This is a genomic window from Cellulomonas cellasea (assembly GCF_006538745.1).
Lineage (GTDB): Bacteria > Actinomycetota > Actinomycetes > Actinomycetales > Cellulomonadaceae > Cellulomonas_A > Cellulomonas_A cellasea.
The window spans coordinates 228,866-243,662 of sequence record NZ_BJLR01000019.1 but is presented as its reverse complement, the minus strand read 5'-3'; the positions used below and the strand labels follow the sequence as shown (position 1 = coordinate 243,662).

Annotated in this window: 12 protein-coding genes; 4 read left to right on the top strand and 8 right to left on the bottom strand. The window is 75.7% G+C overall.

All coding sequences use genetic code 11. The annotated features are described in order from the left end of the window. Positions 1-43 precede the first annotated feature (43 nt). The gene (valS, locus tag CCE01nite_RS11765; protein ID WP_034624792.1) at positions 44-2,755 is read right to left on the bottom strand and encodes a valine--tRNA ligase; all 2,712 of its coding nucleotides are present in this window, start codon (positions 2,753-2,755) and stop codon (positions 44-46) included. 171 nt (positions 2,756-2,926) lie between these two features. Between valS and CCE01nite_RS11760 the strand changes: the two genes are divergently transcribed. Genes CCE01nite_RS11760 through cofC form a run of 3 tightly spaced genes read left to right on the top strand, consistent with a single transcriptional unit; the run spans position 2,927 to position 5,393 of the window. Beyond that, entirely contained in the window at positions 2,927-3,946 is a 1,020-nt protein-coding gene (locus CCE01nite_RS11760) for a TIGR03557 family F420-dependent LLM class oxidoreductase (protein WP_281282387.1), read from the top strand. Further along, positions 3,943-4,743, top strand: coding sequence for a coenzyme F420-0:L-glutamate ligase (locus CCE01nite_RS11755; protein WP_034624791.1), 801 nt, complete (start codon positions 3,943-3,945; stop codon positions 4,741-4,743). Before CCE01nite_RS11760 ends, CCE01nite_RS11755 begins: the two co-directional genes overlap by 4 nt. Next, positions 4,740-5,393, top strand: coding sequence for a 2-phospho-L-lactate guanylyltransferase (gene cofC, locus CCE01nite_RS11750; RefSeq protein WP_141372396.1), 654 nt, complete (start codon positions 4,740-4,742; stop codon positions 5,391-5,393). The genes CCE01nite_RS11755 and cofC overlap by 4 nt, the downstream gene beginning before the upstream one ends. A 128-nt stretch (positions 5,394-5,521) precedes the next feature. Here cofC and CCE01nite_RS11745 read toward each other — a convergent pair whose 3' ends face one another. From CCE01nite_RS11745 to CCE01nite_RS11715, 7 genes are all read right to left on the bottom strand, one after another. After that, positions 5,522-6,274 carry an RDD family protein gene (locus CCE01nite_RS11745; protein ID WP_141372395.1) on the bottom strand — a complete coding sequence of 251 codons (753 nt, stop codon included), beginning with the start codon at positions 6,272-6,274 and terminating at the stop codon, positions 5,522-5,524. A 44-nt stretch (positions 6,275-6,318) separates the two neighbouring features. Further along, positions 6,319-7,329 (bottom strand): 2-phospho-L-lactate transferase, encoded by a 1,011-nt coding sequence (cofD, locus tag CCE01nite_RS11740; protein WP_141372394.1) that lies wholly within the window; start codon positions 7,327-7,329, stop codon positions 6,319-6,321. Further along, a complete protein-coding gene (locus tag CCE01nite_RS11735) occupies positions 7,326-8,171 on the bottom strand; it encodes a putative F420-0 ABC transporter ATP-binding protein (RefSeq protein ID WP_141372393.1) in 846 nt (281 codons plus the stop codon). The genes cofD and CCE01nite_RS11735 overlap by 4 nt, the downstream gene beginning before the upstream one ends. After that, entirely contained in the window at positions 8,162-9,193 is a 1,032-nt protein-coding gene (locus tag CCE01nite_RS11730; protein WP_141372392.1) for a putative F420-0 ABC transporter permease subunit, read from the bottom strand. Before CCE01nite_RS11730 ends, CCE01nite_RS11735 begins: the two co-directional genes overlap by 10 nt. A gap of 20 nt (positions 9,194-9,213) precedes the next feature. After that, positions 9,214-10,260, bottom strand: a complete 1,047-nt coding sequence (locus tag CCE01nite_RS11725) for a putative F420-0 ABC transporter substrate-binding protein (RefSeq protein ID WP_141372391.1) — start codon at positions 10,258-10,260, stop codon at positions 9,214-9,216. Positions 10,261-10,474: 214 nt separating this feature from the next. After that, positions 10,475-12,127, bottom strand: a complete 1,653-nt coding sequence (locus CCE01nite_RS11720; RefSeq protein WP_141372390.1) for a GGDEF domain-containing protein — start codon at positions 12,125-12,127, stop codon at positions 10,475-10,477. A gap of 118 nt (positions 12,128-12,245) precedes the next feature. Next, on the bottom strand, positions 12,246-13,652 hold the full coding sequence (locus tag CCE01nite_RS11715) for an aminotransferase-like domain-containing protein (protein WP_141372389.1): 1,407 nt from the start codon (positions 13,650-13,652) through the stop codon (positions 12,246-12,248). A gap of 267 nt (positions 13,653-13,919) precedes the next feature. Between CCE01nite_RS11715 and CCE01nite_RS11710 the strand changes: the two genes are divergently transcribed. Continuing rightward, positions 13,920-14,768 carry a nitrilase-related carbon-nitrogen hydrolase gene (locus tag CCE01nite_RS11710; protein ID WP_034631710.1) on the top strand — a complete coding sequence of 283 codons (849 nt, stop codon included), beginning with the start codon at positions 13,920-13,922 and terminating at the stop codon, positions 14,766-14,768. Positions 14,769-14,797 lie beyond the last annotated feature (29 nt).

Genomic DNA, 14,797 nt, shown 5'->3' with positions numbered 1-14,797 from the left:
CGCCACGTTGCGCTCGGGTGCGGTGCTGCGCACGCCGGAGCGGTCAGGCCTGCACCTTCGGCTCGGGCGGGAGGAGCTCGGCGTCGCGCGCGACGACCGCCTCGCCGTCCTCGCCCACGAGATCGAGGGTCCCGGTCACGCGGCCGGCCGACCGGACGTCGGCGAGCGCCGCCTCGACGCCGGCGGTGTGCGCGGCCGGGACGGCGAGCGTCACGCGCGTGATCTCGGTGCGCATCGAGACCTTCGCCTCGGACTTGACCTTGCGGAGGGCGGCGAGCGCCGCGCCGGCGGCACCGACCACGGACGCGTCCGCGTCACCCGCGGCCGCGCGCAGCGGCTCGGCGACGGGCCACGGCGCGCGGTGCACCGAGCCCTCGCGCCACCACGACCAGACCTCCTCGGTCGCGAACGGCAGCACGGGCGCGAACAGCCGCAGGAGCGTGTCGAGCGCGATGCCGAGCGCCGCGCGGGCCGAGGCCGACGCCGCGGGGACGTCCGCGTCGGCGGCGCCGCCCGCGTACGCGCGGTCCTTGACGAGCTCGAGGTAGTCGTCGCAGAACGTCCAGAAGAACGTCTCGGTGAGCTCGAGCGCGCGCGTGTGGTCGTAGGCCTCGAGCGCCGCGGTCGCCCGGTCGACGACGTCCGCGAGCCCGGCGAGCATCGCGCGGTCGAGGGTCTCGGTCACGAGCGAGGCGTCGAGCAGGCGCGCGCGGTCCTCGGGCGAGCCGAAGGTCAGCGCGAACTTGCTCGCGTTGAGCACCTTGATCGCCAGCCGGCGGCCGATCTTCATCTGGCCGACCTCGAACGCGGCGTCGGTGCCGAGGCGGGCGGACGCCGCCCAGTACCGCACCGCGTCGGAGCCGTGCTCCTCGAGCAGGCCCATGGGCGTGACGACGTTGCCCTTGGACTTGCTCATCTTCTTGCGGTCGGGGTCGAGGATCCAGCCCGAGATCGCGGCGTTCGCCCAGGGCAGGCTGCCGTGCTCGAGGTGCGCGCGCACGACGGTCGAGAACAGCCAGGTGCGGATGATGTCCTGGCCCTGGGGGCGCAGGTCCATCGGGAAGACGCGCGCGAACAGGTCGGGGTCGGAGAGCCAGCCGCCCGCAATCTGCGGCGTCAGCGAGCTCGTCGCCCAGGTGTCCATGATGTCGGGGTCGCCGACGAAGCCGCCCGGCACGCCGCGCTGGTCGGGGGAGTACCCCGGCGGGACGTCGGACGACGGGTCGACCGGCAGCGTCGCCTCGTCGGGCACCAGCGGGTGGTCGTAGTCGGGCTCGCCCTGCGCGTCGAGGGGGTACCAGACGGGGATCGGGACGCCGAAGAAGCGCTGGCGCGAGACGAGCCAGTCGCCGTTGAGGCCGCCGACCCAGTTCTCGTAGCGCACGCGCATGAAGTCGGGGTGGAACCCGAGCTCGGCGCCGCGGCCGAGGAGCTCCTCGCGCAGCGGGACGTCGCGCCCGCCGTTGCGGATGTACCACTGGCGCGACGTGACGATCTCGAGCGGCTTGTCGCCCTTCTCGAAGAAGTTCGCCTTGCGCTGCGTCGCGACCGGCTCACCGTCGAGGTCGCCCGACTCGCGGAGCGCGTCGACCACGGCCGTGCGTGCCGAGAAGGTCGTCTTGCCCGCGATCTCGGCGAACAGCGCCGTGCCGCGCTCCGAGGTGATCCACTCCGGGACCTCGCGCGTGAGGCGCCCGTCGCGCACGAGGACCGAGCGCGTCGGGAGCTGGAGCTCGCGCCACCACTGCACGTCGGTCAGGTCGCCGAACGTGCAGCACATCGCGATGCCCGCGCCCTTGTCGGGCTCGGCCGCCGGGTGGGCCAGCACCGGGACCTCGACGTCGAAGAGCGGCGAGCGGACGGTCGTGCCGAACAGGTGCTGGTAGCGCTCGTCGTCCGGGTGGGCGATGAGCGCGACGCACGCGGGGAGCAGCTCGGGGCGCGTCGTCTCGATGTGGACGGGCGTGTCGACCCCGTCGACGGAGGCGTGGAAGGCCACCTTGTGGAAGTGCCCCGGGTAGTCGCGGGCCTCGAGCTCGGCCTGCGCGACGGCGGTCTGGAACGTGACGTCCCACAGCCCGGGCGCCTCGGCGGCGTACGCCTCGCCGCGCGCGACGTTGCGCAGGAACGCGGTCTGCGCGACCTTCTGCGCCTCGCGGCCGATGGTCTGGTAGTGGTGCGACCAGTCGACGGACAGACCGAGGTGGCGCCACAGCGCCTCGAACTGGCGCTCGTCCTCGGCGGTCAGGCGCTCGCACAGCTCGACGAAGTTGCGCCGGCTGATGGGCTGCTGGTCGGCCGCCTTCACGCTCTTGCCGTCGCCGCCCGCGAACGGCGGCTCGTAGCCCTCGACGTACGGCAGCGACGTGTCGCAGCGCACCCCGTAGTAGTTCTGCACGCGGCGCTCGGTCGGCAGGCCGTTGTCGTCCCAGCCCATCGGGTAGAACACCGACTTCCCGCGCATGCGCTGGAAGCGCGCGACGACGTCGGTGTGCGTGTAGGAGAACACGTGTCCCACGTGCAGCGAGCCCGAGACGGTCGGCGGCGGGGTGTCGATCGAGTAGACCTGCGCGCGCTCGGCGGTCCGGTCGAAGGAGTACGTGCCCTGCTCGCCCCACGCCGTGTCCCAGCGCTGCTCGAGGCCGTCGAGCGAGACCTTGTCGGGTACGGGGCGGGCGGTCGTCGCTGCGCTGGTCGGGTTCGCCGCTGACGTGCCGGGTGCGGTCGGGGTCGGCTCGGGACGCAGGTCGCTCATGGTGCGACATCCTCCCAGATGCGCGGGCCTGCCGACGCGCCGCCGCCCGGCCCGGGGGCGCGGGGAACATCCACGAAACCCGGACTCGTTACGCTCGACGAGGCACGCTCGTCCGAGGTGCCCGTGTGCGGGTGCCGGCCGAGGTCAGGTCGGCGCGAGAGAGGTGGCGACGTGGCGCAGGGTGTGACGGCGGCCGGACTGACGGTCGGGTACGCGGCGATGCTGGAGCAGTTCCACCCGAGCGAGGTCGTCGAGCTGTCGGCGTACGCGGAGGAGAACGGGTTCTCGGGCGTCATGGCTGCGGACCACTTCCAGCCGTGGGTCCCCGCGCAGGGGCAGTCGGCGTTCGTCTGGAACGTGCTCTCGGCGCTCGGTGAGCGCACGCGCGGCGACCTCGGTCCGGGCGTGACCGCGCCGACGTTCCGGTGGCACCCCGCGATGGTCGCGCAGGCGTCGGCGACGCTCGCCGCGATGTACCCCGGGCGGCACTGGCTCGGGCTCGGCTCGGGCGAGGCGCTCAACGAGCACGTGGTCGCCGGCTACTGGCCCGAGGCGCCCGAGCGGATCAACCGCATGTTCGAGGCCATCGAGATCATCAACAAGCTGTTCACGGCGTCGCTCGCGGGCAAGGACGTCAAGCACTCGGGGACGTTCTACAAGCTCGAGTCGACCCGCCTGTGGACCATGCCCGAGGTCCCGCCCGAGATCCTCGTCGCGACCGCCGGGCCCGTGACCGCCAAGCGCACGGGCCGCCACGCCGACGGGCTCATCACGGTCGGCGCTCCGCTCGAGAAGATCTCCGGGCTGTTCGCCAAGTTCGCCGAGGGCGCGCGCGAGGCCGGCAAGGACCCCGACACGATGCCCAAGGTGCTCCAGCTCCACATGTCCTGGGCGGAGACCGACGAGCAGGCGCTCACGAACGCGATGACCGAGTGGCCCAACGGCGGCATGAAGTTCCCCAAGGCCGACATCCGCTCGCCGTTCGACTTCGAGCAGATGGCCAAGCTCGTGCGCCCCGAGGACTTCCAGGGCCGCATGGTCATCTCCGCGGACCCCGACGTGCACCGCGCCGAGATCCAGAAGTACGTCGACCTCGGCTTCGACCGGATCTACCTGCACAACGTCGGGCGCAACCAGCGCGAGTGGATCGAGGTCTTCGGCCGCGACGTCCTGCCGAGCCTCGTGCGATGAGCGAGCTGCGCGTCTGGGCGCCGGACGGGCTGCCCGAGGTCGTGCCCGGCGACGACCTCGTCGAGCTCGTCGCCCGTGCGCTCGCGGACCCCGCGCTGCCGGCGCTCGCGGACGGCGACATCGTGGTCGTGACCAGCAAGATCGTCTCGAAGGCCGAGGGGCGGGTCGTCCCGGCGGCCGACCGCGAGGACGCGATCACCGCCGAGACGGTGCGGGTCGTCGCGACGCGCGAGCACCCCGGCGGCGTGACGCGGATCGTCGAGAACCGGCTCGGGCTCGTCATGGCCGCGGCGGGTGTCGACGCGTCGAACACCCCCGACGGCACCGTGCTGCTCCTGCCGCTCGACCCGGACGCGTCCGCGCGGCGCCTGCGCGCCGGGCTCCGGGAGCGGTTCGGGCTCGCGCTCGGCGTCCTGCTGACCGACACCGCGGGACGGCCGTGGCGGCACGGGCAGACCGACCTCGCGATCGGCGCCGCGGGCGTGCGCGTGCTCGACGACCTGCGCGGGCGGCTCGACACGCACGGGCGCGCTCTGCAGGTGAGCCAGGCCGCGGTCGCCGACGAGATCGCCGGCGCCGCGGAGCTCGTCAAGGGCAAGGCCACCGGGCGGCCCGTCGCGGTCGTGCGCGGGCTCGCCGAGCACGTGACCGACGAGGACGGCCCGGGCGCGCGCAGCCTCGTGCGCCTCGGCGCCGAGGACATGTTCGAGCAGGGCAGCGCCGAGGCGTACGCGCAGGGCTGGAAGGACGCCGCGGACGGCCGCGGGCTGCCCACGACGGGCGCGACGCCCGCGTGAGCACCGCCCGCTGGAGCGTCGTCGTGCCCGTCAAGGCGGCGGCGCTCGGCAAGACCCGCCTCGCGGGGACCCTCGACCCCGGCGCGCGCACCGCGCTGGTGCGCGCGATGGCGGGGGACACCCTCGCCGCGGTGAGCACAGCGCGCGCCGTCGCCCGCGTGGTCGTGGTCACCGGGGACGCGGCGTTCGGTGCCACCGCCGCCGAGCTGCCCGGGGTCGAGGTCCTCGCCGAGCGCACCGCGGTCGGGCTCGACGCGGCGGTGGGCCTCGGGATCGCGCGGGCGCGGGACCTCGCGCCGCACGACGGCGTGGCGGTCGTGCTCGGCGACCTGCCCGCGCTCCGCCCCGACGAGCTCGACGACGTGCTGGCGCGGGCCGGCGGCGTGGCGCGCGGGTTCGTCGCGGACGCCGAGGGGACGGGGACGACCGTCCTGACGGCGCGCGCCGGCCACGCGCCGCGACCCCGCTTCGGGGCGGGGTCCGCGGCCGCGCACACCGCCGCCGGGCACGTCCGGCTCGCGGTGCCCCGCGGGTCGGGCGTGGAGCAGGACGTCGACGTCGCCGCGGACCTCGACGCGGTGGCGGCGCTGCGCGTGGGGGAGCAGACGCGGCAGGTGCTGCACGGGCTCGGCGGCCGGCGCACCGGCTGACCCGGGGTGCGGCGCGGCTGACGCACGGGGCGGTCGGGCGGACGGGACGTGCGGCGCGGGCTGCCCCGCGGTGCGGGCTGACCCGCGGCGGGGCGCAGCTGACCCGGGGTGCCGCGCCCGCGCGTGCGTCAGGCCTCGACGACGACCGTCCCGACGACCTTGTCCGCGAAGGTCTGCCGGCGGTCGTCCCACAGCGGCCACAGGTAGCCGATGTTGAGCGACCAGCCGTCGAGCACGTGCGCCAGGTCCCGCAGGAGCGAGCGTCCCATGCCGAGCGGCTGCAGGGTGTGCTGGTCGACGACGCGCAGCCCGAGCCAGCGCTTCGCGAGCGTCGCACCGGTGCGGCCCTGCAGGTACCCGCGGTTCCACACCCAGTACGCCGTGGCCAGGACGAGCGCGAGCACGAAGAACAGGACACCGAGCGGCGTGGGCACCCGGGTCGGGGCGCCGGTCATGTCGTAGCCCGGCTCCGAGTTGACCAGCGCCAGGCCGAGCAGCCCGTAGTACGGCACCACGATGAGGACGGTGTCGAGCAGGTGCGCGCCGACGCGCAGCCCCCACGAGGCGAGCGAGGGGAGCCCGTACGCCGGGGGCGGGTAGCCCGGGTGGCCGGGGTAGGACGGGTAGCCCGGGTGGACCGCGACCGGGGCCGGGTGCTGTCCGGGGTAGCCGGCGGCGGGCGGCCGCAACGGGCCCGGGTGTCGGAGGGCGGGCGCCGCGTACGGGCTCGCGGGGTCCGCGGGTGCGCCGCCGTGCGGGCCGCGCGCTGCCGCCGGCGTGGGTGCGCCGCCGTACGGGTTCGGGAACGTCGGGTCGGCGGGTGCGCCGCCGTACGCGCCAGGGCCGGTGGGCGAGTCGCCGGCGGGGGTCGTGCTCGACATCGGGGTGCTCCTGGAGGCGCGGTCGCGATCGCGGACGCCGCACCCTAGCGGCGCCCGGCGGCCACGAGGTCCAGGGCGTCGGCGGCGATCCGCGCGGTGGTCGGGACGTCCGTCATGAGCGTCGGGACGGCGCGCGCCACCCAGCCCTCGGCGCGCAGCTCCTCGGCCGCGGCGGCGTCGGCCGTGTCGAGCAGCCACGCGTCGAGGACCCCGCCCTCGTCGCGCCGCCCGTAGTGCCGGGCGACCGCCGCGGCGCTCGTCTCGACGCCGATCGCGCGCAGGCACGCGTCGGCCATGCCCCGCACCGGCGCCCCGCCGATCACCGGGCTGACGCCCACGACCGGCGCGCGCGTCGCCCGCAGCGCGTCGCGGACCCCCGGGACGGCGAGGATCGTGCCGACCGAGACGACCGGGTTCGACGGCGGCACGACGACGACGTCCGCGTCCCGCAGCGCGTCCAGGACGCCCGGTCCGGGCTGCGACGGGCCGAGGCCGACCTGCACGAACCGCCGCGCGGGCAGCGCCGCGCGGTGCCGCACCCACCACTCCTCGAAGTGCAGCAGCACGGGCGAGCCGTCCGGGCCGTCGACCTCGACGTGCGTCTCGACCTCCTGCTCGGTCATGGGGAGCAGGCGCGCGCCGGGGGACCAGCGCCGGCACAGCCGGGCGGTCACGTCGGCGAGCCCGAGCCCGGTGCGCAGCAGCTCCGTCCGGGCCAGGTGCGTCGCGAGGTCCAGGTCGCCGAGCGTGAACCACTCGCCGCCGAGCCCGTACGCGGCGAGGTCGGTGCTCGTGCGCGTCGTCTCCTCGCGCCGGCCCCAGCCCTGGTCCTCGTGCACCGCGCCGCCGAGCGTGTACATCAGCGTGTCGAGGTCGGGGCACACCCGCACGCCGCGGAACCACATGTCGTCGCCGGTGTTCGCGACGACGGTGACCTCGGCGGTCGTGCCGGCGGGGGCGTCCGGGGCGCCCGGGAGGACGGTGCGCAGGTGGGCGAGCAGCCCGCGCGTGAACCGGGCACCGCCGACGCCGCCGGACAGGACCGTGATCTTCATGCGGGGGCTCCGTCGGTCGGGGGTGCGGGGGCGGTGGGCGCCGGGTCGCTCGCCGGCTCCGCGAACGCGATGACCGGCCGCCCGGTGCGCGGGTGGGTCAGCACGTCGCAGTCGACCCCGTAGACCTCGCTGAGCAGCGCGGGACGCAGCACGTCGCGCGGGTGCCCGGCTGCGGCGAGCCGTCCGCCCGAGAGCACGAGCACGTGCTCGCAGAACGCCGCGGCGAGGTTGAGGTCGTGCAGCGCCGCGACCGTCGTGGTGCCGAGGTCGCGGACGAACGCGAGCAGGCTCAGCTGCGTGCTCACGTCGAGGTGGTTCGTCGGCTCGTCGAGCAGCAGCAGCTCGGGCTCCTGCGCGAGCGCGCGCGCGACGTGCACCCGCTGGCGCTCGCCGCCCGACAGCGACGACCACGCCCGGTCCGCGAGGTGCGCCGCGCGGGCGTGCTCGAGCGCGCGGGTCACGGCGGCGGGGTCCGGGTCGGCGCCCCAGGCGGTGCGGTAGGGGATCCGCCCGAGCGCGACGACGTCGTGCACCGAGAGCGGCACGGTGCTCGACGACTCCTGCTCGAGCAGCGCGATCCGCCGGGCCCGCGCGCGCCGGGGGAGGTCGTGCACGGGGACCGGCGCGGTCGCCGCCGCGCCCGGGTCGGCGCCGGCGTCGACGAGCACCGCGCCGCCCTCGGGGACGAGCAGCCCGGCGACGAGCCGCAGGAGCGTCGTCTTGCCCGCGCCGTTGGGGCCGAGCAGCCCGGTCAGGCGGCCCGGGGGCGGCGTCGCGTCGATGCCGTCGACGACCCACCGCCCGCCGAGCCGGGTCCGCACGCCCGTGAGCGTCAGCTCCACGCGACCCCCCGACCGCGGCGCAGCAGCACCGCGAACACGGGGACGCCGATGAGCGCGGTGATGATCCCGACGGGGAGCTCGCGCGGGTCGAACACCGTGCGCGCGAGCGTGTCCGCCCACACGAGGAAGACGGCGCCGGTGAGCGCCGCGACGGGCAGCAGCCGGCGGTGCGCAGGTCCGGTGACGACCGAGACAGCGTGCGGCAGGACGAGCCCGACGAAGCCGATCGCGCCGCTCACCGCGACCATCGCGCCGGTGAGCAGCGCGACGAGGGTCATGAGGGTCCAGCGCGTGCGGCCCACGTCGATGCCGAGCGCCGCGGCCGACGTGTCGCCGAACGCGAACGCGTCGAGCCGCAGCGCGCTGAGCACGAGCACGACGCCCACGACCGCGAGCGCGCCGCCCGCGATCCACGCCGAGGACCACGTGGCGCCCGCGAGCGAGCCCATGAGCCAGCTGAGGATCTCGCGGTACGAGTCCCCGGTCGCCGTCCAGAAGATGACGAACGACGTGCCGGCGGCGGCGAGCTGCGAGACCGCGAGCCCCGCGAGGACGGCACGCCCGGGCGTCAGGACCCCGCCGGTGCGCGCGAGGGCGAGGGTCGCGGCGAGCGCGGCGAGCGCCCCCGCGAAGGCGGCGACCGGCAGCAGCAGCCCGACGCCGACGACGAGAACCGCGACGGCGCCGAGCGACGCACCCGAGGACAGCCCGAGCAGGTACGGGTCGGCGAGCGGGTTGCGCGTGAGGCTCTGCATGACCGCGCCCGCGAGCGCGAGACCCGCCCCGACGGCGGCCGCCGTGAGGACGCGCGGCAGGCGCAGCTCCCAGACGATCGCGTCGAGCAGGACCGGGACCGGCCGGGCGCCGGGGATCCGGAGGTGCGCGCCGATGCTGTGCCCGACGTCGGCGACGGCGAGGTCCGCGGGGCCGATCGTCACGGTCACGAGCACCGTCGCGACGAGCAGCGCACCGCCGACCGCGAGCAGCACGGTGAGCGGCGGACGCCGGGGGGCCCGGTCCATGCGGGTCGGTCGTCCGCCCGTCAGCGTGCGTCCGGCAGCGCGGCGAGCTGCTCGGCGAGGTCGACGACCGCGTCGGCGTTGCGCACGCCGGCCTCGGCCGCGGGGAAGGGCAGCGTGAGGTAGCGCTGCTCGCGCACCGCGGTGAGCTCGCGCGTGGCCGGGTTGCTCTCGAGCAGCTCGATCTTCGACTCCGCGGTGTTCCAGGCGGCGTCGACCAGGACGATCACGTCCGGGTCCGCGGCGACGACCTGCTCCCACCCGGCGGACGTCCACGTGTCGTGCACGTCGGCGAAGACGTTGGTCAGGCCCACCGCCTCGAGCATCATCTGCGGCGCGCCGATGCCCGCGCCGACGTACGGGGTGTCGGTCCCCGAGCTGTACCAGAGCGCGGTCGTCTCCTGGGCGGGCGGGGTCACCGACGCCAGGGCCGCCTCCTGCTCGGCGATGAGCTCCTCGGCGCGCTCGCCCGCACCGAACAGCGAGGCGATCTCGCGGATCTCGTCGAACAGCTCGTCGAAGGTCAGCGGGTCGGGCATGTACGCCTCGCCCTTGCACGCGGCGGGCGAGACGTACGTCGCGATGCCGAGCGCCGCGAGCGCGTCCCGGTCGCCGGCGCCGTCGGGCGAGAAGTTGGACTCCCAGCCGCCGTAGACGAAGTCGGGCTGCACCTCGAGCAGCGCCTCCTGCCCGGGGACCTTGTCGGAGAGCACCGGGATCCCGGCGGCGGCGTCCGCGTACGGCGCGGGCACGGGGCCGTCGGCGAACGCGGTGCCGACGAGCGCGTCCTCGAGGCCGAGCGCGAGCAGCATCTCGGTCGCGGTCGACTTGATCGTCACGACGCGCTCGGGCGGGGCCTCGACCGTGACCTCGGTGCCGCAGTTGTCGAGCGTCACGGGGGAGAAGCCGCCCGAGGGCGCCGGCGAGGCGGTGACGGGCTCCTCGGTCGCGGTCGTCGGGGCGCAGGCGGCGAGCGTGGCGCCGAGGGTCAGGGCGAGGGCGAGGGCGCCGGTGCGACGGCGGCGCGTGGACCGGTGCGCGGCGGGTGCCGTGCGGGCAGGGCGGGACATGGGCGCTCCTGGGATGCGGTGCTGGGGTGCGGCTCGGGGCGCAGCGTCGGGCCCGCGACGTCAGGGGGTCGGCGCAGCTCGCCGACGTCGAACCCGGGCCCAGGTCGAGGCCCTCGCTCCGAGCCAAGTCCAGCCCGGGATCCAGCGACATCGTAGCCCCGGCGAACCGGGTCGTCGGGTCCGCCGCCGGGGTGCGGCGGCCCGCCCGGACCCGTCAGAGGGCGACCTGCACCGCGTCCCGGCCGTTGCGCTTGACGTGGTAGAGCGCCTCGTCGGCGCGCGTGAGCATCGACCCGACGGTCTCGTCCGGGCGGTGCACCGCGACGCCGACGCTCACGGTGAGGTTCCCGCCGGGCATGAGGTCGTCCCAGCGGTGGGAGACGATCACGCGCCGGATGCGCTCGCACGCGTCGGCGGCGTTGACGTCGGTGAGCCCGTCGAGCAGGATCGCGAACTCCTCGCCGCCGTAGCGCGCGGCCACGTCGCTCGCCCTGATGACGTCGTGCAGGACCTCGCCGAGCCGGGCCAGCACCTGGTCGCCGACCTGGTGCGAGAACTCGTCGTTGACCCGCTTGAAGTGGTCGATGTCGAGCAGCGCGCACGCGAACCGGCGCGACGGGTCGCCCGACCAGCGGGCGAGCGCGACGTCGAGCGCGCGCCGGTTCGGCAGCCCGGTGAGCACGTCGTGCGTGGCCTCGTGCTCGAGCCGTGCGTTGTGCTCCTCGAGGGCGCGGGCGCGCGTGCGCTCGGCGTCCGCGGCGCGCTCGGCGCGCTCGACCTCGAGCCGCGAGCTGAGCAGCAGCGCGCGCCGGTCGGCGATCGCGTCGCCCTGCTGGAGCGTGAGCTCGTGCAGCTCGCGGAGCGTCGCGAGCGCCGACGGCAGGTCGCCGCGGCCCTCGTGCGCGTCGACGAGCGTCGAGAGGAGCTCGATGCGCTCGCCGGGCCGGTCGAGCTCGGCGCACAGGTCGAGGCCGTCGCACAGCGCGAGCACGGCCTCGTCGAGCCGTCCGGTGCGCACGAGCCAGCGGCCGCGCAGCCCGTGGTGCTGGAGCTGCTGCCGCGCGGAGGGGAACGTGCGCAGCATCGTGCCGGTGCCCTCGAGCGCCTGCCCGGCGGCCTCGAGGTCGCCCACGTGCATGTGGGCGCCGACGACCGCGAGCCGGGCGTCGATGCCGGTGCGTGCGAGGCCCGCGGCGTCGGCCTCGTCGACGGACTGCCGGGCGATCCCGAGCGCGTGGCGGGCCGCGGCGACCGCCCCGCGCGGGTTGGTCGCGGCGAGCCGCCCGCTCGTGACGACGTAGGCCTTGGCGAGGTTGGTCAGCGCCATCGACGCGTGGTCCGGGTCGTCGGCCGCGAGCCACAGCCGCCGTGCCTCGGCGAGCACCTGCGCCGCCTGGGGGGCGAAGTGCGCCATGCCCATGTACACGGTGCCCAGGCTGTTGAGCACCGAGGCCGTGCCCGCGTCGTCGTCGGTTCGCCGGCGCAGGCCGAGCGCGCGGTCGAGCTCGTCGATCGCGCCCTCGACGTCGCCGATCTCGTGGTGCACGAGGCCCTGGCACACGAGCGCGCGCGACTCCCACACGAGGTCGCCGAGCTCGTGCGCGAGCTGCTGCGCGCGTCCCGCGGCACGCAGCGCGTCGGCGTCCTGCGCGAGCGCGTGGTGCGCGAACGCGACGCAGCAGGACAGGCGCATCTCCGCGTGCTCGTCGCCGTGCAGCCGGGCGAGGTCGAGGTGCTCGCGCCCGCGCTCGACGCACGCCGGCGCGTCGGACTCCTGGAGCAGCTCGAGCTCGTCGACGAGGGCGTCCCAGTCGGGGGCGTCGACGGGGTGCACGAAGGTCGCGTGCGCGGCATCGGTCACCGACATGCCACCACCTCCCCGCCGGCGGCGCTGCCCGGGTGCGCGCTGCTGGACCTTCCTATCGGCGGATCCCACCGGGACCTGAGCCAACGCGTCGGACGGGCGTCCAGGTGCCGCGCGCCGCTCAGGCTGCGGCGAGCGCGAGCGCCCGGGCGATGGCCTCGAAGTCGTCCCGCAGCACCCCGACGGTGACGCGTACGTGCGCACCGCGCGGGCCGTCCGCCGGCTCGGTACGGGCGAGGAAGGGCGAGCCCGGCGCGACCCGGATCCCCGCGGCCTCGAGCCGGACGAGCGCCGCGGCCTCGTCGGCGACCGGCAGCCACAGGTTGATCCCGTCGCCGGGCTGGACGCGCACGCCGTGCTCCGCGAGCGCGGCGGTGAGCGCGCGCTGGCGGGCGGAGTACACGCGCCGGGCGTCGAGCACCGCACCCATCGGGTCGCCGTCGGTCATGAGGTCGACGAGCACCTCCTGCAGCAGCCGGCTCGTCCACCCGGGCCCGAGCATGCGGCGCGCGACGAGCCGGTCGAGCACGGCCGCAGGCCCGCCGACGGCCGCGATGCGCAGGTCCGGGCCGTGCGACTTGGAGTAGGAGCGCACGTGCACGACGCGGTGCGGGAGGTGCTGGCCGAGGCTCACGTCGGGCGCCCGGCAGATGTCGCCCGAGTGGTCGTCCTCGACGACGTGCACGCGCGGGCCGTCGCGTGGGGCCCGCAGCACGCGCGCGAGCTCGCGGGCCCGCGTCGCGGACATGCTCACCCCGGTCGGGTTGTGCGCGCGCGGCTGGAGCACGACGACGCTCGCGCCGCCGTCGAGCGCCGCGGCGAGCAGGTCGGGGCGCAGGCCCTGCCGGTCGAGCGCGACCGGGACGCGCTCGAGGCCGAGCTGGTCGAGCAGGTCGAGGATCGGCGGGAAGCAGGGGTCCTCGACGACGACGCGGTCCCCGAACCGCGCGACCTGCTCGAGCGTGCGGCTCAGCGCGTCGACCGCGCCGTCGACCACGGTCAGGCGCTCGGGGGCGAACGGCCACGACGCCCGCAGCAGCCGCTCGAGCGGCTCGATGACGGGGGCGGACAGGTAGGTGCCGGTCCCGGCGGCGGGCGTGCGCGCGGCGACCCGGCGCAGCGCGGGACCGAGCGGGGGCAGCAGCGCGGGGTCGGGGGTGCCGCTCGACAGGTCGAGGCGCGCGGCGGGTGCGCCGGTGGCGAGGTCGCGGTAGCGCGGCGGCAGCCAGCTCGCGGGCTCGGGCTGGACGTAGGTGCCGGCCCGGCCCCGCGAGACGACGAGCCCGACGCCCGCGAGCGCCTGCCACGCGCCGCTCACGGTCGCCGGCGACACCCCGATGTCCGCCGCGAGCTCGCGCACGGTCGGCAGGCGGTCGCCGGGCGCGAGCTCGCCCGAGCGCACGAGGCGGGCGACGGTCGCGGCGATGCCGCGCGGGCTGCGGTCGTCGACGTGCGCGGCGAGGCGCACCGGCGCGGCGGTGGGGGAGCCGTCGGTGCGTGCGACGGCACGGGAGGTGTGCTCGGGCATGGCGTCATGGTGCCGTCCCCGGCCGCGCCGACGGCGCCGGCGGCCGTGCCGTGCGGGGACGAACCGGACACGGGCCGGCGAAGGTTTACCGGACCGTCACCGGGGTTCTCGTCAGGGAAACACACGGTTACGCCGCAGAAATGTTCAACGCCCACAGTCACATTCCTGGCGACGTGGCCCCGAGGCCCTCGCCGGCCCCGGGACCCCGCACCGGACCGCCGACCGGCACGCCCGGCGGCGACGACGGACCGACGAGGCGGAGGCCTGATGAGCGTGGTGCGCGTGGCGCTGACCCAGACGGGGTGGACGGGCGACCGGGAGTCGATGACCGCCCTGCACGAGGACTTCACGCGGCAGGCCGCCGCGCAGGGCGCGCAGGTGATCTGCTTCCAGGAGCTGTTCTACGGCCCGTACTTCGGGATCACGCAGGACCCGGCGTACTACGAGTACGCGGAGTCCGTGCCGGGCCCGACGACCGACCGGTTCGCGGCGCTCGCTGCCGAGCTCGGCATCGTGATCGTGCTCCCGGTCTACGAGGAGGACCAGCCCGGCGTGCTCTACAACACCGCCGCGGTCATCGACGCGGACGGCAGCTACCTCGGCAAGTACCGCAAGCACCACATCCCGCACCTGCCCAAGTTCTGGGAGAAGTTCTACTTCCGCCCCGGCAACCTCGGCTGGCCGGTGTTCGAGACCGCGGTCGGAAAGATCGGCGTGAACATCTGCTACGACCGGCACTTCCCGGAGGGCTGGCGCACGCTGGCCCTGAACGGCGCCGAGATCGTGTTCAACCCGAACGCCACCGCGCCCGGCATCTCCAACAAGCTCTGGGAGATCGAGCAGCCGGCCGCGGCGATCGCGAACGGCTACTTCGTCGCGGCGTGCAACCGCGTCGGTGCCGAGACCAACGAGTACGGCGACGAGGCGGTCGCGTTCTACGGCTCCTCCTACGTCGTCGGGCCCGACGGGAACGTCGTCGGCGACGTCGCGTCCTCGACCGAGGCCGGGCTGATCGTCCGGGACATCGACCTCGACCAGGTCCGCGAGGTGCGCGAGCGCTGGCAGTTCTTCCGCGACCGCCGCCCCGACGCCTACGCCCCGATCGTCGCGCCGTGACCCCGGCCCCGCACGCGCCGGCCCGACGA

Coding starts and splice junctions, on each gene's coding strand:
- valS (WP_034624792.1), bottom strand. CDS start 2,755: ATGAGCGACCTGCGTCCCGAGCCGACCCCGACCGCACCCGGCACGTCA.
- CCE01nite_RS11755 (WP_034624791.1), top strand. CDS start 3,943: ATGAGCGAGCTGCGCGTCTGGGCGCCGGACGGGCTGCCCGAGGTCGTG.
- CCE01nite_RS11745 (WP_141372395.1), bottom strand. CDS start 6,274: ATGTCGAGCACGACCCCCGCCGGCGACTCGCCCACCGGCCCTGGCGCG.
- cofD (WP_141372394.1), bottom strand. CDS start 7,329: ATGAAGATCACGGTCCTGTCCGGCGGCGTCGGCGGTGCCCGGTTCACG.
- CCE01nite_RS11730 (WP_141372392.1), bottom strand. CDS start 9,193: ATGGACCGGGCCCCCCGGCGTCCGCCGCTCACCGTGCTGCTCGCGGTC.
- CCE01nite_RS11725 (WP_141372391.1), bottom strand. CDS start 10,260: ATGTCCCGCCCTGCCCGCACGGCACCCGCCGCGCACCGGTCCACGCGC.
- CCE01nite_RS11720 (WP_141372390.1), bottom strand. CDS start 12,127: ATGTCGGTGACCGATGCCGCGCACGCGACCTTCGTGCACCCCGTCGAC.
- CCE01nite_RS11715 (WP_141372389.1), bottom strand. CDS start 13,652: ATGCCCGAGCACACCTCCCGTGCCGTCGCACGCACCGACGGCTCCCCC.
- CCE01nite_RS11710 (WP_034631710.1), top strand. CDS start 13,920: ATGAGCGTGGTGCGCGTGGCGCTGACCCAGACGGGGTGGACGGGCGAC.